Genomic DNA, 24,682 nt, shown 5'->3' on the forward strand with positions numbered 1-24,682 from the left:
CTTGAGGGACGGAATGTAAGCGAGGGACTTTAAGAAGATGTTTCTCTTCGGCTATTTTTGATTTCGCTGGCGTTCGGAAGGAGCGGTTTCGCTGCCGATCTCGACAGTGTCTTGCGCTGTTGCCGCCGCAGGGCGCCCGCCCGGCAAAGGTGTAAAAAGCGTTGACGACACGGCCGAATGCCGGTATCAGTGCGCCCCATGAACATTCAAGCAATCATTCTTGTGGTGGGATCGCGCATGGGCAGGATGGTGTAACCATCCGGCGATAGCCACCCATGCGCAAACCAAGGCTCCTGACGGGGCCTTTTTTTATGCCTTCGAACAAGCAGAGCACAGGATCGAGACATGTCGGGCGGGAATAGCGAAATGGATGCAGCGAGCAAGGATAACACGATGACGGGCGCAGAGATCGTTCTGCGCGCGCTCAAGGACAACGGCGTCGAGGTCATCTTCGGCTATCCCGGCGGTGCCGTCCTCCCGATCTATGACGAGATCCACCAGCAGGAGGACATCAAGCATATCCTCGTTCGTCACGAGCAGGGCGCCGGCCACATGGCCGAGGGCTATGCGCGCTCCACCGGCAAGGTCGGCGTCATGCTGGTCACCTCCGGCCCCGGCGCAACGAATGCCGTGACGCCGCTGCAGGACGCGCTGATGGATTCGATCCCGCTCGTCTGCCTGTCCGGTCAGGTTCCAAGCTCGCTCATCGGCTCCGACGCCTTCCAGGAGTGCGACACGGTCGGCATCACGCGGCCCTGCACCAAGCACAACTGGCTGGTCAAGGACGTCAACGAGCTGGCAGCCACCATCCACGAGGCGTTCCGCATTGCGCGGTCCGGTCGTCCTGGCCCGGTTCTGGTCGATATCCCCAAGGACATCCAGTTTGCGACGGGCACCTATACGCCGCCCTCCGCCGTTCCGATCCAGACCAGCTACCAGCCGAAGGTTGATGGCGATATCCGCCGGATCGAGGAAGCCGTCGCGCTGATGAAGACGGCGCGCCGTCCGATCATCTATTCCGGCGGTGGCGTCATCAACTCGGGCGACGCGGCGACACGTTTGCTGCGCGAACTGGTTTCGCTGACGAATTTTCCCATCACCTCGACCCTGATGGGGCTCGGCTGCTACCCGTCATCCGGCACCAACTGGCTCGGCATGCTGGGCATGCACGGCACTTACGAGGCCAACATGGCCATGCATGATGCCGATGTCATGATCTGCATCGGCGCGCGCTTCGACGACCGGATCACTGGGCGGCTGAACGCGTTCTCGCCGAACTCCAAGAAGATCCACATCGACATCGATCCGTCCTCGATCAACAAGATCGTCCGCGTCGACGTTCCGATCGCCGGTGATGTCGGGCGGGTTCTCGAAGAGATGGTTCGTCTGTGGCATGCCGGATCGGCCGATCTCGACAAGACACGGCTTAACGACTGGTGGGGCGACATCGCGCGCTGGCGGGCCCGCAAGTCGCTGTCTTACAAGCCAAGCGACGACGTCATCATGCCGCAATACGCCATCCAGCGCCTGCACGCGCTGACGAAGGATCGTGACACCTACATCACCACGGAGGTCGGCCAGCACCAGATGTGGGCTGCGCAGTTCTACGGCTTCGAAGAGCCGAACCGCTGGATGACCTCGGGCGGCCTCGGCACGATGGGCTATGGTTTCCCGGCTGCCATCGGCGTTCAGGTCGCGCATCCCGACAGCCTCGTCATCGATATCGCGGGCGATGCCTCGATCCAGATGTGCATTCAGGAAATGTCCTGCGCCGTCCAGTACGCGCTGCCGGTCAAGATCTTCATCCTTAACAACCAGTACATGGGCATGGTGCGCCAGTGGCAGCAGTTGCTGCATGGCAACCGCCTCTCCAACTCCTACACGGAGGCCATGCCCGATTTCGTCAAGCTGGCGGAAGCCTATGGCGGCGTCGGCATTCGCTGTGACAAGCCGGGTGAACTGGACGATGCGATCCTGCGGATGATCGACAGCCCGGCGCCCGTCATCTTCGACTGCCGTGTCGCAAATCTTGCCAACTGCTTCCCGATGATCCCGTCGGGCAAGGCGCACAACGAGATGCTGCTGCCGGACGAAGCCACGGACGAAGCAGTCGCCACCGCGATCGACGCCAAGGGCCGGCAGCTGGTTTGATTGCACCGGCGGGACGCTGTAATGTGGCGGCGTCCTGTTCGAGAGAGGTGAGGGCCATGGCGAGAGTGAGACTTTCGGAATCCGGCGATTTGCATGTGCCTCTCGAGTTGCGAGAGAGGCTTGGTCTTGCTCCCGGTGCAGAAATGGATCTGACGACCAGCGACGGGCGGATGATTGCCGTCCCCGTGGAACATACGAGAGCGCCGGAAAAGAAGACTCTGAGTATGGTGGAGTTTCTTGAGCGGATACCACTCTACGAAGGCCCTCCAATCGATTTGACGGAAGCGTTGATAGAGGAGGCTCTTCTGGCAGAAGCGAAACGTCGGTTTGAAAACGTAAATCGGCAATGGCATGACGACCGACCATAACGATTGATACGAATATTCTCTTCCGGATCCTTCTTAAGGATGGCAGTGATCAATGGCAGCTTGCTGCGCGGCTCCTGCAGTCTCATCGCATCGTGATCATTCCCACTGTCCTTCTCGAAACAGAGTGGGTTCTCCGCAGTGTTGCAAAATATTCTCGCAGTCGCGTCTTGGAGCTCTTTCAAACGATAATGGCATCGCATGACTTCGTGATCGTCGATCGAGACGACACCGAAAGGGCTATTGCGGCCTTCGAGGCCGGAATGGACTTTGCGGATGCCATGCATCTCTGCCTCAGCGATGAGGCCACGACGTTCGTCACCTTCGACCGCGATCTCGTGCGGCGGGCGAGACGGTACTTGCCAAGTGCCAGCGTTGAGCTGGCAGACATACTCTAGAGGAAACGGACCCAGACCATGAACGCCCATCTACAGCCGACCGGCTCGGCCTACTTCATTGCCAAGGAAACCGAGATTGCGGAGAAGCATACGCTGTCCGTTCTGGTGGCCAACGAGCCGGGCGTCCTGGCGCGGGTGATCGGGCTGTTTTCCGGGCGCGGCTATAATATCGAGAGCCTGACCGTGTCGGAGACCGAGCACGAGGCGCATCTTTCGCGCATCACGATCGTGACGCGGGGGACGCCGCATGTTCTGGAGCAGATCAAGTCGCAGCTTGAGCGGCTGGTGCCGGTTCACCGTGTCGTGGACCTGACAGTGCGGGCCGGTTCGCTCGGCCACGACCGGCCGATCGAGCGCGAGGTTGCCCTGGTCAAGGTCAAGGGAACGGGCGAAAACCGGGCGGAGACGTTGCGGCTCGCCGATGCGTTCCAGGCCAAAGTGGTTGATGCGACGGTGGAGCATTTCATTCTGGAGATCACCGGCAAGTCGTCGAAGATCGACCAGTTTGTTGCCGTCATGAAGCCACTCGGCCTTCTGGAAGTCTGCCGCACCGGCATCGCCGCGATGAATCGCGGTGCGCAGGGCATGTAATAATGCCTTGTCTTTCAGATGCTTGAGGCGGGTTTTGCGGATACAGAATCCGCCGCCTCATGTAGCGAATCAAGCACAAGGGCCGCGTCTTCGTGAGGAGGCGCGGCCCTTGTCGTTCAGATCATTTCGAGAGGGCGTTTTCGCGAGGGCGGCGGGAAGGCGGCATCGAGCGTGGCGTTGTCCTCGTCCGTCAGACGGATGTCCAGTGCGGCAAGATTCTCCCGGATGCGGTCGGGCCGACCGGTTTTGGGGATGGCAATGACATCCGGCGTTGCCAGCACGAAGGCGAGCGCGATCTGGGCAACCGTCGCGCCGTGTGCGGCGGCGATGCGCTTCAGGGTGGCGTTGCCGAGCAGACGGCCTTCGTCGAGCGGCGAATAGGCCATGATCGGCACCCGCCTCTCTGCGCACCAGGGTACGAGGTCGAAGGCGATGCCTCTGCGCGACAGGTTATAGAGAACCTGATTGGTCGACATCCTGCCCGGTGCCAGTTCCTCGACCTCCTCCATGTCGTCGACATCGAAGTTGGAGACGCCCCAGGCGCGGATCTTGCCGTCCTGCTGCAGGCGCTCGAACGCCTCCACCGTTTCGGATAGGGGAACGCCGCCGCGCCAGTGCAGGAGGTAGAGATCGATATGGTCGGTGCCGAGCCGCTTCAGGCTGTCCTCGCAGGCGCGCAGCGTCTTTGCTCTCGCGGCGTTCGACGGCAGGACCTTGCTGACGATGAAGGCGTCGTCGCGACGGCCCGCAATGGCTTCGCCCACCACCCGTTCCGCACCGCCATCCGCGTACATTTCCGCGGTGTCGATCAGCGTCAGACCGAGATCGAGACCCAGTCTGAGGCTCGACACTTCGTCCGTGCGCGAGGCAGGACTCTCGCCCATATGCCAGGTACCTTGACCGAGAACGGGAACCGAAGTGCCGTTCGGGAAGGTGGTGCGGGGCAAAGTCGTGTTCATCGGGCGCATCCTCTCTGTGTCTTCAGGGGGATATAGGCGCCTACCGGTCGGACGGAAGAGGCGTCATGCCGGAGGCAGGCGGGCACCGGCGCGCTTGGCGACGAAGCGGGCGAGCGGCGGGCCCATCGCCATGACGAGGAGTAGCCGCGCCGTCTGCAAGGCCATGACGAAAGAAATGTCCACATTGCTGGATGCCGCGATGATGGCGATTGAGTCCATGCCGCCGGGGCTGGTTGCAAGATAGGCGGTCAGCGGATCGATGCCTGCGGTCTGCGTCAGGATGAACGCGAGGATGCCCGATATTCCCATCAGCACGAGGATGGAGGCGACGGTCGGCAGGAGGACGCGGCGGGCATGGGCGATGACGGGCCGCGTGAAGCCGAGGCCAATATTCCAGCCGAGGACGGCATAGCTGATGGCGAGCAGCCATTCGGGCAGGTGGATGTGAACGCTGCCGGTGACGCTGAGCAGTCCGCCGATGAGGAAGGGCATCAGGAGAACGCCGGCGGGGATGCGCAGGTACCAGCCGAGCATGCCGCCGAAGACCGCAACGGCAAGCGTCTGTGCCAGCGAAAGGGCGGCGATCGGCTCGAACCAGACGATCGCTGTGGGGGCACCTTCAAGCCCTGCCCAGTAGCGGGCGACGAGGGCGGCTGCTGCGGCAACGAAGACCACGCGCAGATATTGCATGAAGGCGACCAGCCGCACATCGGCGCCATAGGCTTCCGCCATCACCATCATGGTGGTGGCGGCGCCCGCCGAACAGCCCCAGATGGCCGTGGTGCCGGGCAGCACATTGAGCCGGGTGATCATGTAGCCGCTCAGCGTGCTCATGGTGATGACGCAGACGACGATGCCGAGAAAGAGGGGCCAGTTTCCAAGGAAGGTGCCGACGATGTCGCCGGTGATGGAGCCGGCAATCATGGTGCCGATGAGCGTCTGGCAGGCGAGAACAAGCACGCGGTTGAGGCGAATGGTGCCGCCGTTCAGCCCGACGATGCCGCCGGCGACCATGGGCCCCATCAGGAGCGCTGCCGGGATGCCGAGCGCTTCAAGGCCGCCGGCAATCGCGAGGGAGAGAACCAGCAACAGCGACCATTGTACGACGTGCGACCGCCGGCCGAGGCCGGTCTTCACGGGAGAGAGGTGTGGTGTCATCAGGCGAGCCGATCTCAGGCATCTCCAGCCGAACCGCGGAGGTTTCGGCGCAGGACATGCGGAAACGCAATGGCCGGATATTCTCTGGTGAGCCGAGGTTCACCGGTAATGCTCGGGCCGGGATAGGAGACATCCGGCGCGTCACGCGCAGGTGCCTGTCGTCAGCGGGTTAAGGACCATGGGCGGTCGGAAGTCAAGGTTCGGGCTCGCAGAGGCAGGCCCCGGATGCTTATCTGCCTTTGCTCTCGGCACTGCGCCGTGTGGCCTATCCACAAGGGGAAAGCGCACGGCCGGGCTTGCGCTCCGGCGCCGAATCCTGCCACGTCGTCTCATGGAATTTGCACCCCAGCAGGATGAGGCGCTGAAGGCTGTCAGCCAGTGGCTGAAGGCCGGGCGCAAACCGTTGTTCAGGCTGTTCGGCTATGCCGGAACCGGCAAGACGACGCTTGCGCGCCATTTTGCCGAACATGTCGATGGGGAGGTGCTGTTCGCAGCCTTCACCGGCAAGGCGGCGCAGGTGCTGCGTTCCAAGGGCGCCTCCAACGCCAAGACGATCCATTCGTTAATCTATCGTCCGCGCGGCGAGGAGGAGGTTTCCGACGAGGAAACCGGCAAGACGTCGGTCTCGCCCATGTTCTCGATCAATCGCCAGAGCCCGGTCGCGAAAGCGGCGCTGATCGTCGTGGACGAATGCTCCATGGTCGATGAAGCGCTTGGCAAGGACCTGATGAGCTTCGGCACGCCGATCCTCGTTCTCGGCGACCCCGGGCAGCTGCCGCCGGTCACCGGCGGGGGATATTTTACCAATGACGAGCCCGATTACCTTCTGACCGACATCCACCGGCAGGCGCGCGACAATCCGATTATCAAGCTTGCCATGCAGGTGCGCGAAGGCAAGGAGATCATGTTCGGCGACTACGGCACCGCGAAGATCATTCCGAAGTCCGAGGTGACGCAGGATCTCGTGCTCAAGGCCGACCAGGTGCTGGTGGGCACCAACAAGACCCGGCGGCGCTACAATACGCGTCTGCGGGAGTTGAAGGGGTTCACGACGGAATATCCGCAGTCCGGCGACAAGCTTGTCTGCCTGCGCAACGACCCGGCAAAGGGGCTGCTCAACGGGTCTCTCTGGCAGGTGATGACCTCGTCCAAGGAGACGGTGAAGCCGGGGATCAACCTGATGATCCGGCCGGAAGACGACGACATCGATCGGGGCGCGGCCAAGATCAAGCTGCTCAAGACCGCCTTCGAGGATGTCGAGGGGGAAATCCCCTGGTCGACGCGCAAGCGCTACGACGAGTTCGACTACGGCTATGCGCTGACGGTACACAAGGCTCAAGGGTCGCAGTGGAACGACGTCGTGCTGTTCGATGAAAGCTGGGCATTCCGCGACACGCGCGAGCGCTGGCTTTACACGGCGATCACGCGCGCTGCGGAAACGCTGACGATCGTGCGCTGATCCGGACCACGGTCTCGTGCATCCGGATCGAAGCGCTCACCCGTCAGGGGTGAACGTTGCGCTTCAGCTCGCTGGCGCTTATGACGAATTCGCGCTCGTTTTTGCGCTTGCCCAGCAGCTTTTCCTGGCAGAGGCGCGCCTGCTTCAGAGCATCCCGGCTTTTCTCGCGGCGATAGGTGTCCGTGATCAGCATGCACTGCATCAGCGGGCTCGATATCCCCTTGTCCACGGCATAGTGGAAGAGGTCGCCATTGGTCGCCAGCGTCTTCGCAGCGATCCCGAGGCTTTCGAATAGCAGGTCGAAATCGTTGGAGAGGTTTTCGTTGTCGATCCATATTTGCGAGACGATATCGCCGGTCGCATCGCTCGACACGGTGACGCGCGTCTGACTGTCGGTCTCCGCGGGACTGATGGAGATCGTGAAGGCGAGGGGGCTCTTCGATGGTGGAGGTGCCGCAGGTATGCGCGGCTTCGAGACCGGGATGATGACCGTGTAGTAGTCCATCGCGCCGCGGATCTGCCCGGCAAGCTGTGCCGCAAGGCTCGTTTGCTCGCCATCGGAGCGAACCGTAACGCGCGGCAGGTCGATATCGTTCGCCATCGTGGAGATCGAAAAGCGGGCCTGAACCTGCGGGCTGACGCCAAGCGCCGTCGAACTCAGAGGCACGAAAAGAAGGAGAGGGAGAAGAGAGATCATGGCGACGGGCGATGCCAGCGGAGCTGGAAGCCAGCTCGGTCTCGCCCGCCGGGTGATCGACAAACGCGATCTCGCGCGAGCGCCGGGGGTTGCCGACGGTGCCTCGCTCACCGCGCTTTCATCCGACACGTCAGCGGGCGGCGCCTCGTTGACGATCTTGACCGGCTCCGCCTCTCGAGGTGCCATCTCGACGATCGCTGCAGGGCTCACCACCTCCACGCTCGTCTCGGGGTCCATTGCTTCCGGCACGTTCGCCACGGGCGTGCGGCGCAGGTAGATGGGTGCGTATCCGCCTTTGGGAATATCGATCTGCCAGACGGCGTCCTTCCCTTCGGCTTCGTAATAGGCTGCCAGAAGCTTGCGCAGCTTGCCGGCGTGAACGCGGACGAGGGGATCGCTATCGGCGTTGAAGGCGTCCGGCCGGCGGAAAACGTCCACGGCAATGGTGTAGCCCTTCAACTGCATGGCCTGCCCGGCCAGGTCCTTCGTGACGACGTAGGAAAGGAACGCGCGCAGACGCTCGGAGCGCGCGAAAGCGGTGCCGGACAGCACATCGGCAAGAGCCCTGCGAATTTCGGTATCAGTTGGTCTGTCCAACGGCTTCAAGACACTGTGCCTCCTTCCTTTGAAAACGGCCTGCCGGCCATCCCCGTCCCAGGGAGGCACGTGCGTCATTGCGATTCTCGACGTCCTTGATTCCCATCAAGCACGTATTCATGCGGTCTGACCAGTAAGACGCATGTTATCATACAAGCAAGATTTTTCCCGGTTTTGCACGATGCAACCCTCACATGCCGGCATCGCCGATTTTCGCCAAAAACGCTCATTTATGGACGAAAATCTGTCTTCGGGCACGACTCGACGCCCTCAAACCACGTTCTGCGCGCCTATTGTTTGTCCTCGCTTTCCTCCTAGCAAGGTCTGAAATGCGTGGCGTTTAAAAATGATGTTATTTACTTACTAATAATGGAGAAATAAATCGGTGGCGCACCATAACGGGGCTTCGATCCGCATTTCGGTGCTGCATTCAGCCGCGAGCGCTCCGTGATCCCATGGTGATCGACCGAGGCTCGGCCGTCACCAGCTCTGGAACGGCGTCTCGCGGGATGGTAGAGGTGGCGTCGTCGCCCAGCCGCGTCGTCCGCCGTTCCGATTTCCCCGGTTTCCATAGGTGTCACATGCCCGCCAAGCTTTCGGTCAATCTCAACGCGATCGCCATGCTGCGAAACCGGCGCGATCTTCCGTGGCCTTCGGTTGTCGGCATCGGCAAACGTGCGCTTGAGGCCGGAGCACATGGGCTGACCGTGCATCCGCGTCCCGACCAGCGTCACATTCGCTTTTCGGATCTCGGTCCCCTGCGCACGCTGATCGACGAGATGTTTCCGCAGGCGGAATTCAATATGGAAGGCTATCCGAATGCCGAGTTTCTGGGGCTGGTCGAGCGGCATCGCCCTGAGCAAGTGACGCTGGTTCCCGATGACCCAGCGCAGGCGACGTCGGATCACGGATGGGATTTCCGGGCAAACCACGCGCTGCTGACGGATGTGATTACGCTCCTCAAGGATCTCGGGCTTCGCGTCTCCTTGTTTGCGGACGGTGATGGCGACCGGGAAGCGCTCGAGATCGCACGAGCGACCGGGGCCGACCGGATCGAGCTCTATACCGGTCCTTATGGCGGCTGCTTCGGCGCGCCGGACCAGGCGGCGGCGATCGCGAAGGAACTGGGGCGTACGGCCGAGATCGCCCGCGAACTGGGCCTCGGGGTCAATGCCGGCCATGACCTGACGGTGGAAAACCTGCCGCTGCTCGTCGAGCACGTTTCCCATCTCGATGAGGTCTCGATCGGCCATGGCCTGACGGCCGATGCGCTGGAATACGGGATGACGGAAACGGTTCGCCGGTTCCGTCGGGCCTGCGGCGAGCTTGTCGCCTGACCGCAGGCCTTCCTGGGTCTATCAGCCGGCGAGCGCGGCCTTGTTTGCCTCAAGGAAAGCCTTGAGCGACGTCGATGGCCTGCCGGTCAGTGTTTCCACCGAGTCCGTGACGATCTCGATATGGCCGAGGCGGGTGTTCGCGTCGAAGGACACAAGCGTCGGAATGAGGAAGCCGGGGAGACCGGCGCCGGCCAAACCTTCGGCAAGTTGTTCGTCGGTCAGGTTGACGACGGCGAGAGGCTTGCCCGTGACCTCGCTGACGAGCGCGGCCACTTCGGCATTGGTGTAGCCGACGGGGCCGGTGAGGGTCAGCGTGACATTGCCGGTTTCGTCGGCCAGAAGCGCTGCGACGGTGGCGGCGGCGAGATCGGCACGGGCGACGTAGGACGTACGACCATCACTTGCCGAGGTGTACCAGGTGCCCGACTGGAGGGCGCTCGGCAGCGACAGGAACAGGTTCTCCATGTACCAGCTGTTGCGAAGGATCGTGTAGGCGAGCCCCGACGCCTTGATGGCTTCTTCGGTGCCGAGGTGATCCGGTGCGAAGGTGACGGCCGATGTCTCTGCATTGGGCAGGGATGTGTAGAACAGGCGACCGACGCCTGCGCGCTTGGCGGCGGTAACGGCATTGCGGTGCTGGGTCAGGCGCTGGCCGGGAACGGCGAGCGCATCGGTCGAGATGATCAGCGCCTTGTCGATGCCCTGGAAAGCAGCGTCGAGCGTGGCGGTGTCATCGAAGTCTGCCGTGCGCAGCGTCACGCCCTTTTCGGCATAGGCAGCGAGCTTGCCCGTGTCGCGGCTGGCGGCGACGATGTCGGCGGGTGCGACCTTGCCCGAAGCGAGGAGGGCGTCGAGAACGAGACGGCCGAACTGGCCGGAGGCGCCGGTGACGAGGATCGTGGACATGGACTTCCTTCTCAAGAATGACGGCTGCCGCATTGCAGGCTGAGCCAATGATAGATATGGTCTCAAAAAGAGACTTTCTCTTCATTCCTCACTGAGACGTCTCTGTAAAGGTGGCAGTTTTTTCGCCTATAGGCACAGAAAGGGAACCGACCGGTGAACACGAATGTCCGCAAGACCCGAGGTGAAAGCGCCATGATCATCGGCGGCATGGTCTTTACGCCCGGGAATTGCCCCATGCGCGACGTGCTGGGGAACATCGGGGGCAAGTGGACGACGTTGATGATCCACGCGCTGAGCGAGGGGCCGATGCGGTTTTCGGCGCTGAAGCGTACCATCCCGGATATCTCGCAACGCATGCTGACGCAGACGCTGCGCGATCTCCAGCGCGATGGCTATATTTCGCGCACGGTCTATCCGACCAATCCGCCGAGCGTGGATTATACCCTGACGGATCTCGGCCGCTCATTCCTCACCGTGCTCCTACCGCTTGTGGACTGGTCGGCGCAGCACCACGGTGCCATTCGCGAGGCCCGCAACGAATTTGATGCCACGATGTAGCATGGTCGGCTTCAGGCCGCCTTTTTGCGGGTCGTTTCCGTCGCCTCATCAAGAGCGAAGGCAACGGCGGCCTTTGCATGGATGGCGGTCGAATCGAAGCCGGGCAGGGCAAGCGCATCAGGGTCGAGGATGAGGCAGATCTCGGTGCAGCCGAGGATCACCGCATCGGCACCTTCCGCCTTCGCCTCGGCGATCACCGCATGCAGCGCCTCACGCGAAGCATCATGGACATGGCCGGCGCAAAGCTCCTTGAAGATGACGTCGTGGACGAGCGTGCGATCATCAGCCGAGGGCACCATGACGTCGATCCCGAGGCCCGCCATGCGGTCCGCATAGAAGCCGTGCTCCATGGTGTAGCGGGTGGCCAGCAGCAGCGGGCGGCGAATGCCGGCCGCAGTCATGGCCTTCGCGGTCTCGTCGACGATGTTGATCAACGGCACGCCGATGGCGGCCTGCACGTCCTCTGCCACCAGATGCATCGTGTTCGTGCAGATCAGAACGCAGTCCGCACCGGCCGCCTCCAGACCGCGCGCGACGTCGGCGAGGCGCTTGGCGGCATCGGGCCAGCGGCCGGCCATCTGGAGGTCCACGATCGACTGGAAATCGACGGAATGCAGCAGGACTTCGGCCGAGTGCAGACCACCAAGGTGGGAACGCACCGCTTCGTTGACCATGCGGTAATAGACCGCCGAACTCTCGAAGCTCATTCCACCGATGAGACCGATCTTGCGCATGATGTCGTTTCCCCTGTTTGTTGCGATGACGACCATGATGCGGCGGATCGCTTGGCATGTGCTTGCATTTTCGAGCTCTTCTCGTTTAAGAGACGCCCTGGAATTGCGCTGTTACATCTGTTCGTGCAATATTTCGGCGTAACATATTGTAGAGGCGCCAGAATGCTCGACGATCGCGACCGAAAGCTGCTGGGACTGTTGCAGGAGGATGCGGACCAGTCGGTGACGGTGCTGGCCGAAAAGATCAGCCTGTCGCTCTCGGCCTGCTCGCGCCGCATCCAGCGGCTGGAAGAGGCGGGCTACATCGCACGCCGAATCGCGGTGCTCGATCGCGACCGGATCGGCGTGCCCACGACCGTGTTCGCCCTGATCAAGACGACGCAGCATTCCGACGAGTGGATCGACGGGTTTCGTCGGATCATTCGCGACATCCCGGAGATCGTCGAGGTGCACCGGTTGACCGGCAATTACGATTATATCCTGAAGATCGTGCTGCCGCGCGTCGAGCACTACGACGTCATCTACAAGCAGATCGTGCGTAAGACGGAACTCTTCGATGTCTCCGCCTCGATCTCGATGGAGGTCCTGAAAAGCGGCGGCGCGTTTCCGGTCGATTATGCCGTTTAAACCCTCAGTTGTTGATGCTGGTGATGGCCCAATGCGAGACGCTGCAGTCGTCCGTGTCGCAAATTGCCGACATCCACAGCGCGCCATTCGCAAAGCCGACGCCGTCGCTGTTGACGATGAGGTCGCCATAGGTCTGTTCCGCCACGCTGTTCTGCGTTTCCTGCGTCACCAGCTTTTCGTAATTCTCCACCATGTCGTCTTCCGACTGGATGTCGTAGCTCTCGCCATTGGCGTTGACGGTCAGCGGGTACGCGCCGAGATTGGCCACGGTAACGGGATCGCCAAAGCGCATAGCCTCCGTGAGGAGCTTGAAACTGTCATCGAACCCATCGGAATTGCCATGGAGCGCCTCGATCCTCTCCCTGGCCTCCAACGTCGATTGCGCAAAGCCTGGATGCGCTGACAAAAGCGCGGCGACGAGCGTGAAGGCGATGGCGCAACGCTTCAGCATGGTGTTCCTCCCGAATATTTCCTGTCGATCTGTAGACCAGCCAGCGGCGAAGCGGGAGGTCCATTCTTGCGTTTCCGCGCATTCGATAAATTTGCCCCAGCCGCTTGACCCGCAGCGTGGCATCCGGCATAAGAAGAACCGTACCGTACGGTACTCATTTTGGAGGTTTTTCACCCGTGTCGTCCCTGTCCACCCAGCCGGAATTTTCGCCGCGCCAGAACGCTGTTCTCGACAGCGCGCTTCGGCTGCTGGTCGATGGCGGCGAGCGGGCCTTGACGACGGCAGGCGTTGCGAGGGCTGCGAACTGCTCCAAGGAGAGCCTCTACAAGTGGTTCGGCGATCGCGACGGCATTCTGTCGGCGATGATCGGCTATCAGGCGAGCAAGGTGCGCACGCTGGAAGAGCGCGCGGAAACGCTGACCGTGGACAGCCTGCGCGCGCATCTCGTGGTGTTCGCGCGCGATCTGCTCGACGTCCTCAGCGGCGACGTTTCGCTGGCGCTCAACCGTCTTGCGATCGGGCAGGCGAGCCGTGATGGCTCCCATCTCGGGCAGATGCTGCAGGAGCGCGGCCGCCGCCAGATCGGCAAGCGTGCCGGAGGGCTGCTCGATGCCGGACGCAGGGCAGGGCTGTTGCGGTTCGACAACGGCGAAGAAGCCTATGGCATGCTTTACGGGCTCGTCGTCACCGATCTGCATCTTCGCATGCTGCTCGGTGAAGACATGAAGCTGACGAAACAGGATTTCAGCCGCAGGGCAGAGCGGGCGGTCGACGCCTTTCTCGATCTGTGCGGTACGAAGAAGCAAACGGCCAAGCCCTGAAGGCGGCCTAGAGTTCAACAAGGGAAGGATACATTCCATGCGCGTCTATTACGATCGTGATGCCGATCTCAATCTCATCAAGTCCAAGAACGTCGTCATCGTCGGCTACGGCAGCCAGGGTCGCGCCCACGCGCTGAACCTCAAGGACAGCGGCGCCACCAACGTCGTCATCGCCCTGAAGGCCGGTTCGCCGACCATCAAGAAGGCCGAAGCCGATGGCTTCAAGGTCATGACCGTTGCCGAAGCCGCCAAGTGGGGCGACCTTCTCATGATGGCGACCCCGGACGAGCTCCAGGCCGACATCTACAAGGCCGACATCGCCGGCAACATCCGTGACGGCGCTGCCATCGCGTTCGCACACGGCCTCAACGTCCATTTCGGCCTCATCGAGCCGAAAGACACGCTCGACGTCGTCATGATCGCACCGAAGGGCCCGGGCCACACGGTTCGCGGCGAATATCAGAAGGGCGGCGGCGTTCCCTGCCTCGTTGCCGTCGAGAAGGATGCTTCGGGCAACGCGCTCGATCTCGCGCTCTCCTACGCCTGCGGCGTTGGCGGTGGCCGTTCGGGCATCATCGAGACCAACTTCAAGGAAGAGTGCGAAACCGACCTCTTCGGCGAACAGGTCGTTCTCTGCGGCGGTCTGGTCGAGCTGATCCGCGCCGGTTTCGAAACGCTGGTCGAAGGCGGCTATGCGCCCGAGATGGCCTATTTCGAGTGCCTGCATGAAGTGAAGCTGATCGTCGACCTGATCTATGAAGGCGGCATCGCCAACATGAACTACTCGATCTCCAACACGGCCGAGTGGGGCGAATACGTCACGGGTCCGCGCATCATCACGTCTGAAACGAAGGCCGAGATGAAGCGCGTTCTGCACGACATCCAGACCGGCAAGTTCACCTCCGACTGGATGCAGGAATACCGTTCGGGCGCTGCGCGCTTCAAGGGTATCCGCCGCATGAACGACAACCACCAGATCGAGGAAGTCGGCGCCAAGCTGCGCGGCATGATGCCCTGGATCGCCAAGAACCAGCTGGTCGACAAGGCCAAGAACTGATCCGCCTTCTATGGTCGGAACAAGAGAATGCCGGGCTGTCATGCCCGGCATTTTCGTCGATGGTCGGCATGATGGCTCATCATTGTTTTTGCAGTGCAAAATAGATTGTGCTTCGCAAAAATTTACATTGAAGGTTGCATGATCGCGCTGTTGGGCGCACACTGACGCTGTCTCGTTCCACATCGAGGAGGATAGTGTGATGACGACTTTGATGGAGTATTTCGCCTGGTTCGACTTTGCGATTCTCTGCGCCATCGGCGCCCTGATCGCGTGCAGTGTGACATCCGGCAATGCTTGAGACGCGTCAGCAACGCTGATGCCTGCGGAGGACGGCAGAGGACCGGACCTTCCAGAGAGACCTCGCCGGGCATTCGTGCCCGGCGCTCCATGTCCGGGCAGAACTCTCCCGTCTCACCACCCACAGCACCCCGCCGACAGCCTCTCTCGGTCGCCCCGCAGAGAGGACTTTTTACGCTGATTTAGGTCAGTATTGTTGACTTATTCCGCCGGCCGTGATGTGGTTCGGCAAAAGCATTATCGAGGAAACATCCATGCTGGACTGGGAATCCATTTTCGCAACGCGCTCGAGCCGTATGCGCGCGTCGGAAATCCGCGAACTTCTGAAGCTGCTCGATCGCCCCGACATCATCTCGTTTGCCGGCGGCATTCCGGACCCGGCCTTGTTTCCGGATGCGGAATTCAAGGCGGCCTATGCCGATATCTTCTCCGGCCCGTCCGTCGGTGCCGCGCTTCAGTATTCGGTGAGCGAAGGCTATCTGCCGCTGCGCGAATGGCTGGTCGGCGAGATGGCGAAGATCGGCATCCCCTGCGAGGCGGAAAACATCCTCATCACATCCGGGTCGCAGCAGGCGCTCGATTATCTCGGCAAGCTGTTCCTGTCGCCGAACGATACGGCGCTGGTGACGTGGCCGACCTATCTCGGCGCGCTGCAGGCCTTCAATGCCTATGAGCCGAACTACGACCAGCTGACGCCCGGCGGCAATCGCACGCCGGCTGCCTATCAGGAAACGGCGGCAAAGGGCGGCGGTCGTGTCAAGTTCGCCTATCTCTCCGCGGATTTCTCCAACCCGACCGGCGAGACCGTGACGCGCACCCAGCGTGAAGCGCTGATCGACATGGCCGACGAGATGGACATCGCCATCATCGAGGACGGCGCCTACCAGTCGCTGCGCTTCAATGGCGATGCGATCCCGCCGATCCTCGCGCTGGAAATCGCCCGCAAGGGCGCCATCAACGAGACGCGCACGATCTATAGCGGCTCGTTCTCCAAGACGCTGGCGCCGGGCCTACGCGTCGGTTTCGTCGTGGCTGCCATGCCGGTCATCCGCAAGCTCGTCCTGATGAAGCAGGCGGCCGATCTGCATTCCTCGACCATCAACCAGATGGCGATCTGCCATGTTGCCGAGCGCGGCTTCGACCAGCAGGTCGACAAGATCCGCTCCGTCTACAGCCAACGCCGCGATGCGATGCTGAAGGCGCTGGAAACGCATATGCCCGACGGCGTGTCCTGGACGCGCCCGGAAGGCGGCATGTTCGTCTGGCTGACGCTGCCGGTCGGCATGGAAGGTGCCGCGCTGCTGGCGAAATCGTTGGTCACCGCCAAGGTCGCCTTCGTGCCCGGCAAGGCGTTCTTCGCCGATGGTTCCGGCGCCAACACGCTGCGCGTCAGCTTCTCCTGCGCCAATGAGACGATGATCGAGGAGGGCATCTCGCGCCTCGCCAATCTCATTCGCGGTGAAATACTCGCCAAGGTCGCCTGATCGTCTGCAAGCATCGCTCTATGTATTCGCGTACCACTCTGTCATGAGAGGGGTACGCGGCTTTCTCCGCGTGATGTCACCTGAGAGGACGATCGATGCAGGGCCAGAGCGATGCCACAAAAGCCTTTATTTCCGACCTCGCCGGACGTTTCCAACTGAGCGAAGGCGCCGTGACGGCGATGCTCGTTGCGGTCAAGCGCGGGCACGGCACGATGGCGCAGTTCGATATCGCCGAACTCGGCGGCCACGGCCAGTGGATGCGCGGTGGCATGACCATGGTCGGCGACATGTTCAATCACGGGCTGAAGAACACGGTCGACAATCTTTGCAACAGCCTGGCTGAAGCGCTGACTTCGGGACGCATCGACCTGCCGGGCGCATCGACCGGGCAGCACGCCTGGTGGCCGCAATGGCTGGGCGTTCCCTCCAGCACCGGTGCACAGAACGACAGCGCCTATGCGGTCTTCCCTTCCCAGCGCTGCCTGGCGATCAAGGATGGGGATGGCGTCACCCTCTACGATACCGAGGACCACCTGATCTCCGGCGTTGGCCAGCAGCAGGGCTTCGGTGGCTCGCAGACCTTTACCAGCCAGCGCGGCTCCTTCTCCGTTTCCGGCCTTCGCCGTCTCAACAATGGTGGGGACCTGCCCGGTGCCGAGCCGATCGGCAACCACAACAAGAACCATGCCGGCGCGGGATATTCCGATGCCCCGAGCGGTGGCGATCCCTGGTCTTCGCCAGAAACGGGCTCTGGCGAGAATGCTGGGGAAAGCTGGACGTCCGCCCAGTCCGCCCCGCTCGCCGCCATCAGCCCTTCGAGCGCATCGCTTGAGGAACGTCTGGTGGGCGCGGCGGAGTCCCGGCAGGAAGCCTCCGTTCCGTCACCGGATCGATCGCAGCCTGCGGCCTCGACCGCCCAGCCGGCTTCGGACGGCTTGCAGATCATTGCTCTGATCGAGAAGCTTGCTGCCCTGCGGACCGCCGGCATCCTTTCGGACGAGGAATTCTCGGCGAAGAAGGCCGAGCTTCTCAAGCGTCTCTGATCGGAATTACCGACGCGGCGAACCATTAATCCGCCGCGTCGGCTCTTCACTCAGGCCTTGGCGATATGCGGCCCGAGCAGCGAGAGATCTGCCTCGCCGAGACGCTCGGCTGCCGTCTGCATCTGGTGCCAGTAGGGGTAGAGGACGGGCGGCGCGCTGACGGTGTCGAGGCGGCTGCGTTCGTCCTCCGTCAGTTTCAGGTCGGCGGCTGCGAGGTTGTCGCGGAACTGCTCTTCCGTCCGTCCGCCGATGATGACCGAGGTCACGGCCTTGCGGCCGATCAGCCAGGCCAGTGCCACCTGCGCGGCCGACACGCCGCGGCTTTCCGCGATCTCGACCAGCACATCCACGATTGCCCAAAGGCGATCGACGTCGCGGATCGGCGGCTCCGTCCAACCAGCGGCCTGACGGCTGCCTTCGGGCGTGTGGTTGCGCCGGTGCTTGCCGGAGAGCAGGCCGCCCGCGATGGGGCTCCACACGAGGACGCCGAGGCCCTGGTCGATCGAGATCGGCAGAAGCTCGTACTCGGCCTCGCGCGCTTCGAGCGTGTAGTGGATCTGCTGGCTGACGAAGCGGTGGCGGTGGTCGCTGGCGCTGATGCCCATGGCCTTCATGATGTGCCAGCCGGAGAAATTCGAGCAGCCGATATAGCGCACCTTGCCGTGCTGCACGAGCGTGTCCAGCGCCGCCATCGTCTCTTCCAGCGGCGTCTGCCCGTCCCACTGGTGGACCTGGTAGAGGTCGATCACATCCGTGTTCAGCCGCTTCAGGCTCGCCTCGCATTCGCGGATGAGGTGATGGCGCGAAAGGCCCTGATTGTTGACGCCTTCGCCCATGGGAAAGCGTGCCTTGGTCGCGATCAGAACATCGTTCTTGCGCTTGCCGCCGAGAACTTCGCCGATGATTTCCTCCGAGGCGCCGGCGGAATAGGCGTTGGCGGTGTCAATCAGGTTGACGCCGGCATCGAGGCACATGTCGATCAGCCGCCGCGCTTCATCGACGCCCTGGCTGCCGACCATCGAGGCCCAGCCTTTACCGCCCATGGTCATCGTGCCCATGGTGATGGTGGAGACCTTGAGGCCCGAGCGGCCGAGATTGCGATATTCCATGCTGTTTCCTCCTGTTGTCCGTCGTGAAGCCGAAGATAGGGCGCGGCGGCGATGGCGGGAACGGCATCGGGAGCAAATGAGGCATGGCTTGCGAGGGCCCTGCGTTCCACCTCTTCCGGACTTGCCTCTTCCATCGGCCGGTCTATGGTCTGGCATCAGACAGCGGAACCCTTCATGACCCTTCGACTTGCGACCTTCAACATCGAAAACCTCATGCGCCGGTTCGATTTCTCCGGTTTCCGCAATCCGTCCAAGCAGGACCGCGTGCTTCGCTTGTTCGATATCGGCAACGAGGCGGCCTATGAGCGTCTGGAAGAGGCCCGCACGATCACCCACGCCGACGACACGCGGCAGATGTCGGCGCTGGCGATCGCCGATTGTGATGCCGACATTCTCTGCCTGCAGGAGGCCGACGACATGGCTGCGCTGGAGGCCTTCGAATATGGCTATCTCTATCGGATGATGGGCAGCGGCTATCGCAAGAAGGTGCTGATCGAGGGGAATGACGGACGCGGTATCGACGTTGCCGTGATGATGCGGGAGACGACGCGCGGCGGCGAGGCCATCGTCTGCACCAGCGCCATCTCGCACGCGGCGCTGACCTATGCCGACCTCGGCCTTCACGATGCGCACATCGCCCGCACGAATGTGCCGGAGGACCGCATCTTCCGCCGCGACTGCCTGCAACTGGAACTGACGATCGGCGGGCACCCTTTGACGCTGTTCGTCGTGCATTTCAAGTCGATGGGGCCGAGCCGGGACGGGGTGGACGGCCGGCTTTCCACCATGCCGGTGCGGCGTGCCGAGGCGCTGGCGGTACGGAGCATCATCGAGAAGCGGTTCGCCGGTCACATGCAGGATGCAAGCTTTGCCATTTGCGGCGATATGAACGACTACCGCGAGCGCATCGACGTCACCGGCGACCGCCGCAACGGCTACGGTTTTTCACCGGCGGCCGACACGTCCGCAGCGCTCGACGTCTTCGCGGCGGACGGCTTTGCCGAGAATGTGGTGCAACGCCGGCCGGTGCTCGACCGCTGGACGCTGTTCCACAGCCGCGGCCCGGCGGAGCGCCATCTCTGCCAGCTCGACTATATCTGGCTGTCGCCGGCGCTTGCCGCGCGCAATGCGGATGCCGTGCCGGAGATCATCCGCGCCGGACAACCCTACCGTACCGTGTTTCCGCCGGGGCAGGATGTCGAACGCTATCCCCGCATCGGCTGGGACCGGCCGAAGGCATCGGACCATTGCCCCGTCGTGGTGGCGCTCGATGTCTGAGGCGCCGCAGATCCGCCTGTCCGGCATCGGTGCGGGCTGGCCCGCGGAAGGCACGATCTTCCCCGTCGCCGGCACCGACCTGCGCGTCCTGCCGGGGCCGCATCCCATCCTCGCGCAGCATGGTCCTGAGATTGCGGCGAACTGGGTGCGGGAACAGGCTGCCAATCCCGCGCTCTTTAATGGCGAGATGGTGCTGCAGCACCGCCTGACCGTGGAAGCCGGTACCATCGTGGGCGAGGGCTACCTCGCGCCCTATGCGGCGTTTCTCTGGTGGCGCAACGTGTCTCGCCCTCCGGTCGCCTGCCACCTTGCGGCCATTCCCGTCATCGAGACCTCGGACGGGGCCGTCATCGCGGTGCGCATGGGGAAGCGGACGGCCAATCCGGGCAAGGTTTACTGTGCGGCCGGCTCGATAGATTCCTCCGACATCGTGGAGGATGCTCGTGGCCGGGTTTGCGACGTGCCGGGCAACATGCGCCGCGAGGTGCTGGAGGAAACGGGGATCGATATCGCGGAGGCGGAAGCCGGGCCGTTTCAGGCGCTGCATATCGGCGGCGCCGTCACGCTGTTTCGCCGGCTCCGCTTTGCGGAAACGTCGGCCTCCATTCTCTCCCGCATCCAGCACCATGTCGAGACCGCCGAGGAAGAAGAGATCGACGGTGCGGTTGCGATCTTCGATGCCGCTCCCGAGACGCACAACTACCAGCCGTTCATGCGGGTGATCCTCGCGCATATCTTCGGAAAGCCGCAATGACGTTTTTGCCTTGCCCGCGGCGGAACGCGAAGGCAAGGTTCGCCGGCGGCCGATGATACCGAGGCGGCGCATGGAGTGGGAGAACGGATTTGGCACGCCGCTACGCGATCTACGACGTCTTCACCAGCGAGAAGCTTCAGGGCAATCCGCTCGCCGTGGTTTTTGATGGCGACGGTCTTTCGACCGAGGCCATGCAGGCGATCGCCGGCGAATTCAATCTGTCGGAGACCGTGTTCGTCTGCAAGCCGGAGAACCCGACGTCTGCCGCGCGGCTACGGATCTTCACGCCGGGCACCGAACTTCCCTTCGCCGGACACCCGACCGTCGGCACGGCCGTGGCGCTGGCAGAGGACGCGCAGGCCGGCGAGGGCGTCAACCGTGATCTTGTGCATGTGCTCGAGGAGAATATCGGCCCGGTGCGCTGCGCGGTGAAGCTGCGGCCGGGCGAGGCCGGCTTTGCGGAGTTCGACCTGCCGCGCAAATCCGTGCGGCTGGATGCGCGCTTCGACATCGGCAGGATCGCCGACGCCTTGAGTTTGAAATCGACGCAGATCGGCTTTGAAAACCACGTCCCCGCCCTCTGGAGCGCCGGCGTCCCGTTCGTGGCGGTGCCGCTGCACGACCTCAAGGCCATGACGGACCTGGAGTTCGACGCGGCGCGCTGGGAGCAGATCGCGCCGATGGCCGACGGGCGGCTGGCCAGCGCCTATCTCTATTGCCGCGGCGGCATCAATCATCACGCCCGGTTCCACACCCGCATGTTTGCGCCTGCCATTGGCGTGCATGAGGATCCTGCGACCGGCTCGGCACTCGCCGCCTTTTCCGCGGCAATTCACTGCTTCGACCAGTTGACCGAAGGGCACCACAGCTTCCTCGTGGAGCAGGGCGTGGAAATGGGCCGGCCCTCCTACCTGCATCTCCATCTCGACATCGCGAACGGCGACATCGTCGGCGCGCGGATCGGCGGGCACGCAGTCAAGATCGCTGCGGGGGAACTCTATCTCTGATAAGTTTGCAGTTTCCACGGATTCCTGTCCCCGACAACTGGACAAGCCGCGCGAAGGCCTCTATACGCCGCGTCAGACCGCAGCAATGCAGTCCTCGTGGGTGATTAGCTCAGTTGGTAGAGCAGCTGACTCTTAATCAGCGGGTCGTAGGTTCGAACCCTACATCACCCACCAAAACGTCCTTTCCCGTGGTTTGTCTTTCCGCCTTCGTGTTTGAAGGACCATTCTTCACGAGATTGTCTCCGGTGTGCTCCCCTTCATTTCGGTCGGGACGGCCCTCACTCCTTTCCGAAGAGTGATTGCCGAATATGCCGAAGCAGAAGCATAATCCCTGTCACCGGAGCGTTTGACGCGAGCAGGTTGTCGCGCAGACACACCGACGAACAGGAAGGCCTGAGACCATGGATGTCACCATCTACCACAACCCCGCCTGCGGGACCTCGCGCAACACGCTGGCGCTGATCCGTCACGCCGGGATCGAGCCCACGGTGATCGAATATGTGAAGGCTCCGCCCACCCGCGATCAGCTTGTAAAAATGATCGGTGACGCCGGCCTGACGGTACGTCAGGCGATCCGCGAGAAGGGCACGCCATACGCGGAGCTCGGGCTCGATGATCCCGACCTTTCCGATGAGCAACTGCTCGACGCGATGCTGACGCATCCGATCCTGATCAATCGTCCCTTCGTGATCACGCCGATAGGCACCCGCCTCGCGCGTCCCTCCGAACGCGTGCTGGATATTCTGCCGGCAACCCAAAAGGGCGCGTTCGCCAAGGAAGATGGCGAAGAGGTCCTCGATGTTGAGGGCAAACGCATTGTTTGAAAAGCCGGCGGGCGGGATCGGTCGTTTCTAGCCGGCAAGAGGGACTCAAACGCAGTACAGCCGAGCGATGTCGCCCGGCTGTTCGTTCTGTTGCGTGGCGTGATCCATGTGGTTGATCCAGTGGATATTCGGTTGTCTTCTGCTGATTACAGGAAGCCGATCGAGATCCAGGGGACGAAGATGATCAGCAGCAGGGCGCAGAAGAGGGCGAGGAGGTGGGGCCAAACTTTGCCGATGACATCGTCGGGCGACACGCGGCCGATGGCGCAGGCGAGGTAGAAGCCGACGCCGAAGGGCGGTGAGAACAGGCCGAACCCCATCGCAAAGACCGCGACGATCGCATAATGCACCTCGTCGATGCCCATCAGTTTGGCGATGGGAAAGAGGAGGGGGCCGAAGAGAACGATCGCAGGGACGCCCTCGAGCACGCTGCCGAGAATGATGAAGGCCAGCGCCGAGAGCAACAGGAAGCCCATCTTGCCGCCGGGAACGCCCTGCATGAGATCGACCAGATATTGCGAGAAGCCGGACTGCGTCAGCGCCCAGCCCATGGCTGTGGCCGCGCCAACGACGAGCAGGATCGAGCCGGACAGCGAGGCTGCATCGACCAGCATCGGATACAGCCGGCGCCACTTCATCTGACGATAGAACAGGGCTCCGACGAAGATAGAGTAGATGATGCCGATCGTCGCGACTTCCGTGGCGGTTGCCACACCTTCGACGACGGCCGTGCGGATGACGATCGGCAGGCCGAGGCCCGGGATGGCGGCGAGGAAGAGCTTGAGCTTCGTCTTGCCGTCAATCTTGCGGGCCTGGCTGTTGTCTTCGCCGCGCGTCTGGATGAAGACGACGACGCACAGCGCAAGCATGCCGACGAAGGCGGGCAGGAGGCCTGCGGTGAACAGGGCCGCGATCGATACGCCGGTGACGGAGCCGACCGTGATCAACACGATCGACGGCGGAATGGTTTCCGACATTACGGCCGATGCCGACAGCAGGGATACGAGGTCGCTGTCCTTGTTGCCGCGCTTCTTCATCTCGGGAAACAAGGCAGGGGCAACGGCGGCCATATCGGCAGCTTTCGCACCGGAAATGCCGGAGACGAGATAGATTGCGCCGAGGAGCACATATTGCAGGCCGCCGCGCAGGTGGCCGATCAGCGACACGAGGAAGGCGATCATCGCCTGTGCAAGGCCGGCCATTTCGATGACGGCGCCGAGGAAGACGAACATCGGAACCGAGAGCAGGATCATGTGCGACATGCCTTCGCTCATCCGCCCGGGAACGATCGAGATCGGCACCCAGCTGGCGAAATTCAGATAGGCGGCTGTCGCAAGGACGAAGGCGAATGCAATGGGGACGCCGAGCATGATGCCGAGGAGGACGAGGCCGATGAAGAAGATCAGTAGGCTGTAATTGCCGATTTCCTCGAACCAGGGCATCGCCAGCTGGAAACAGCCGAAGACGGCGGCAAGGACGAGAAGGCTGACCGCGATCTGCGCCAGCGAGCTGGCCCGCAGCATCTTGTCGGCCGCGGTGATAAGCATCAGCACGACGCCGACGAGCAGCGCCGCTTCGCGCCAGGCTTCGCTGATCTGCAGAACGGGCGTCACGCTGATGATGCGCTCTTCGACATGTTCCCAGGTCGGGAGCAGCATGAGCGCGAGCAGCGTCGTCACGATCACCATGGCGAAGGCATTGGCGCGGGCCTCCCAGACGGGCGAAAGCTTGCGCACGAAGGCGGTGAGCCGCATGTGCTGACCGCGCCGCAGGGCGACGACGGATCCGAGCATGGTCATCCATACGAAGAGGATCGTCGCGACCTCGTCGGACCAGATGAGGGGCGTGTGGAGGAGGTAGCGCGCCGTGGTCGCCCAGCCGAGAAGAATGATCTCGGCAAGAACGATCGTGGCAGCAATGGCTTCGACGAGATGGCCGAAAAGGCGGTCGAAGCGCTGGAATGCGCCGTTTGGAGCGGGCAAGTCCGCGGTGGTTGTTGCTTCCATGATGGTTCCCCCCG

24 protein-coding genes and 1 tRNA gene are annotated in these 24,682 nt (G+C 62.5%); 17 read left to right on the plus strand and 8 right to left on the minus strand.

What is annotated here, in order from left to right; all coding sequences use genetic code 11:
• The first annotated feature begins 366 nt into the window (after positions 1-366).
• From G8E10_RS12720 to ilvN, 4 genes are read left to right on the plus strand one after another with little or no spacing between them, the layout of a single operon-like run.
• A complete protein-coding gene (locus tag G8E10_RS12720) occupies positions 367-2,151 on the plus strand; it encodes an acetolactate synthase 3 large subunit (RefSeq protein WP_167129487.1) in 1,785 nt (594 codons plus the stop codon).
• Positions 2,152-2,207: 56 nt separating this feature from the next.
• Positions 2,208-2,519: an AbrB/MazE/SpoVT family DNA-binding domain-containing protein gene (locus G8E10_RS12725; protein ID WP_167129353.1), complete on the plus strand. Its 312-nt coding sequence runs from the start codon at positions 2,208-2,210 to the stop codon at positions 2,517-2,519.
• Positions 2,520-2,521: 2 nt separating this feature from the next.
• Positions 2,522-2,914 (plus strand): type II toxin-antitoxin system VapC family toxin, encoded by a 393-nt coding sequence (locus G8E10_RS12730; RefSeq protein WP_343289740.1) that lies wholly within the window; start codon positions 2,522-2,524, stop codon positions 2,912-2,914.
• 18 nt (positions 2,915-2,932) lie between these two features.
• Positions 2,933-3,505: an acetolactate synthase small subunit gene (gene ilvN, locus G8E10_RS12735; protein WP_092934325.1), complete on the plus strand. Its 573-nt coding sequence runs from the start codon at positions 2,933-2,935 to the stop codon at positions 3,503-3,505.
• Between the two features lie 116 nt (positions 3,506-3,621).
• Here the strand turns inward: ilvN and G8E10_RS12740 are convergent, their stop codons facing one another.
• A complete protein-coding gene (locus tag G8E10_RS12740; protein WP_167129356.1) occupies positions 3,622-4,464 on the minus strand; it encodes an aldo/keto reductase in 843 nt (280 codons plus the stop codon).
• Positions 4,465-4,527: 63 nt separating this feature from the next.
• Positions 4,528-5,640, minus strand: coding sequence for an AbrB family transcriptional regulator (locus G8E10_RS12745; RefSeq protein WP_425530839.1), 1,113 nt, complete (start codon positions 5,638-5,640; stop codon positions 4,528-4,530).
• 313 nt (positions 5,641-5,953) lie between these two features.
• Between G8E10_RS12745 and G8E10_RS12750 the strand changes: the two genes are divergently transcribed.
• Entirely contained in the window at positions 5,954-7,081 is a 1,128-nt protein-coding gene (locus G8E10_RS12750) for an ATP-dependent DNA helicase (protein ID WP_110734183.1), read from the plus strand.
• Between the two features lie 43 nt (positions 7,082-7,124).
• Here the strand turns inward: G8E10_RS12750 and G8E10_RS12755 are convergent, their stop codons facing one another.
• Positions 7,125-8,384, minus strand: a complete 1,260-nt coding sequence (locus G8E10_RS12755; protein WP_167129361.1) for a hypothetical protein — start codon at positions 8,382-8,384, stop codon at positions 7,125-7,127.
• A 572-nt stretch (positions 8,385-8,956) separates the two neighbouring features.
• On the opposite strand from G8E10_RS12755, the gene G8E10_RS12760 reads away from it, so the two are divergent.
• Positions 8,957-9,712 (plus strand): pyridoxine 5'-phosphate synthase, encoded by a 756-nt coding sequence (locus G8E10_RS12760; RefSeq protein WP_167129365.1) that lies wholly within the window; start codon positions 8,957-8,959, stop codon positions 9,710-9,712.
• 21 nt (positions 9,713-9,733) lie between these two features.
• On the opposite strand, the gene G8E10_RS12765 is transcribed toward G8E10_RS12760, so the two are convergent.
• Positions 9,734-10,618 carry an SDR family oxidoreductase gene (locus G8E10_RS12765; protein ID WP_167129369.1) on the minus strand — a complete coding sequence of 295 codons (885 nt, stop codon included), beginning with the start codon at positions 10,616-10,618 and terminating at the stop codon, positions 9,734-9,736.
• Between the two features lie 192 nt (positions 10,619-10,810).
• On the opposite strand from G8E10_RS12765, the gene G8E10_RS12770 reads away from it, so the two are divergent.
• Positions 10,811-11,176: a winged helix-turn-helix transcriptional regulator gene (locus G8E10_RS12770; RefSeq protein WP_167129492.1), complete on the plus strand. Its 366-nt coding sequence runs from the start codon at positions 10,811-10,813 to the stop codon at positions 11,174-11,176.
• A gap of 11 nt (positions 11,177-11,187) precedes the next feature.
• Here G8E10_RS12770 and G8E10_RS12775 read toward each other — a convergent pair whose 3' ends face one another.
• Positions 11,188-11,910, minus strand: a complete 723-nt coding sequence (locus G8E10_RS12775) for an aspartate/glutamate racemase family protein (protein ID WP_167129372.1) — start codon at positions 11,908-11,910, stop codon at positions 11,188-11,190.
• A 162-nt stretch (positions 11,911-12,072) separates the two neighbouring features.
• On the opposite strand from G8E10_RS12775, the gene G8E10_RS12780 reads away from it, so the two are divergent.
• On the plus strand, positions 12,073-12,537 hold the full coding sequence (locus G8E10_RS12780) for an Lrp/AsnC family transcriptional regulator (protein ID WP_110734192.1): 465 nt from the start codon (positions 12,073-12,075) through the stop codon (positions 12,535-12,537).
• A gap of 4 nt (positions 12,538-12,541) precedes the next feature.
• Here the strand turns inward: G8E10_RS12780 and G8E10_RS12785 are convergent, their stop codons facing one another.
• On the minus strand, positions 12,542-12,988 hold the full coding sequence (locus G8E10_RS12785; protein ID WP_167129373.1) for a hypothetical protein: 447 nt from the start codon (positions 12,986-12,988) through the stop codon (positions 12,542-12,544).
• Between the two features lie 176 nt (positions 12,989-13,164).
• On the opposite strand from G8E10_RS12785, the gene G8E10_RS12790 reads away from it, so the two are divergent.
• From G8E10_RS12790 to G8E10_RS25950, 4 genes are all read left to right on the plus strand, one after another.
• Complete coding sequence (locus G8E10_RS12790; RefSeq protein ID WP_110734196.1) at positions 13,165-13,809, plus strand: TetR/AcrR family transcriptional regulator C-terminal domain-containing protein; 645 nt, start codon at positions 13,165-13,167, stop codon at positions 13,807-13,809.
• A gap of 37 nt (positions 13,810-13,846) precedes the next feature.
• Positions 13,847-14,866 (plus strand): ketol-acid reductoisomerase, encoded by a 1,020-nt coding sequence (ilvC, locus tag G8E10_RS12795; RefSeq protein WP_110799157.1) that lies wholly within the window; start codon positions 13,847-13,849, stop codon positions 14,864-14,866.
• Positions 14,867-15,417: 551 nt separating this feature from the next.
• On the plus strand, positions 15,418-16,647 hold the full coding sequence (locus G8E10_RS12800; RefSeq protein WP_132663025.1) for an aminotransferase-like domain-containing protein: 1,230 nt from the start codon (positions 15,418-15,420) through the stop codon (positions 16,645-16,647).
• A gap of 95 nt (positions 16,648-16,742) precedes the next feature.
• A complete protein-coding gene (locus G8E10_RS25950) occupies positions 16,743-17,690 on the plus strand; it encodes an SHOCT domain-containing protein (RefSeq protein WP_281517546.1) in 948 nt (315 codons plus the stop codon).
• 50 nt (positions 17,691-17,740) lie between these two features.
• Here the strand turns inward: G8E10_RS25950 and G8E10_RS12810 are convergent, their stop codons facing one another.
• Complete coding sequence (locus G8E10_RS12810) at positions 17,741-18,799, minus strand: aldo/keto reductase (protein ID WP_167129377.1); 1,059 nt, start codon at positions 18,797-18,799, stop codon at positions 17,741-17,743.
• Between the two features lie 174 nt (positions 18,800-18,973).
• Here G8E10_RS12810 and G8E10_RS12815 point away from each other — a divergent pair, with 174 nt between their 5' ends.
• The 5 genes from G8E10_RS12815 (at position 18,974) to arsC (ending at position 22,662) form a co-directional block, all read left to right on the plus strand.
• On the plus strand, positions 18,974-20,077 hold the full coding sequence (locus tag G8E10_RS12815) for an endonuclease/exonuclease/phosphatase family protein (RefSeq protein WP_167129381.1): 1,104 nt from the start codon (positions 18,974-18,976) through the stop codon (positions 20,075-20,077).
• Positions 20,070-20,831: an NUDIX hydrolase gene (locus G8E10_RS12820; RefSeq protein WP_167129384.1), complete on the plus strand. Its 762-nt coding sequence runs from the start codon at positions 20,070-20,072 to the stop codon at positions 20,829-20,831. Before G8E10_RS12815 ends, G8E10_RS12820 begins: the two co-directional genes overlap by 8 nt.
• An 89-nt stretch (positions 20,832-20,920) precedes the next feature.
• A complete protein-coding gene (locus G8E10_RS12825) occupies positions 20,921-21,838 on the plus strand; it encodes a PhzF family phenazine biosynthesis protein (RefSeq protein WP_167129388.1) in 918 nt (305 codons plus the stop codon).
• 98 nt (positions 21,839-21,936) lie between these two features.
• Positions 21,937-22,012, plus strand: a tRNA-Lys gene (locus G8E10_RS12830).
• Between the two features lie 227 nt (positions 22,013-22,239).
• Complete coding sequence (arsC, locus tag G8E10_RS12835) at positions 22,240-22,662, plus strand: arsenate reductase (glutaredoxin) (RefSeq protein ID WP_167129390.1); 423 nt, start codon at positions 22,240-22,242, stop codon at positions 22,660-22,662.
• Positions 22,663-22,808: 146 nt separating this feature from the next.
• Here the strand turns inward: arsC and G8E10_RS12840 are convergent, their stop codons facing one another.
• Positions 22,809-24,668, minus strand: coding sequence for a TRAP transporter large permease (locus G8E10_RS12840; RefSeq protein WP_167129394.1), 1,860 nt, complete (start codon positions 24,666-24,668; stop codon positions 22,809-22,811).
• Positions 24,669-24,682: the final 14 nt, after the last annotated feature.

It is taken from the genome of Ferranicluibacter rubi (assembly GCF_011603255.1).
GTDB lineage: Bacteria > Pseudomonadota > Alphaproteobacteria > Rhizobiales > Rhizobiaceae > Ferranicluibacter > Ferranicluibacter rubi.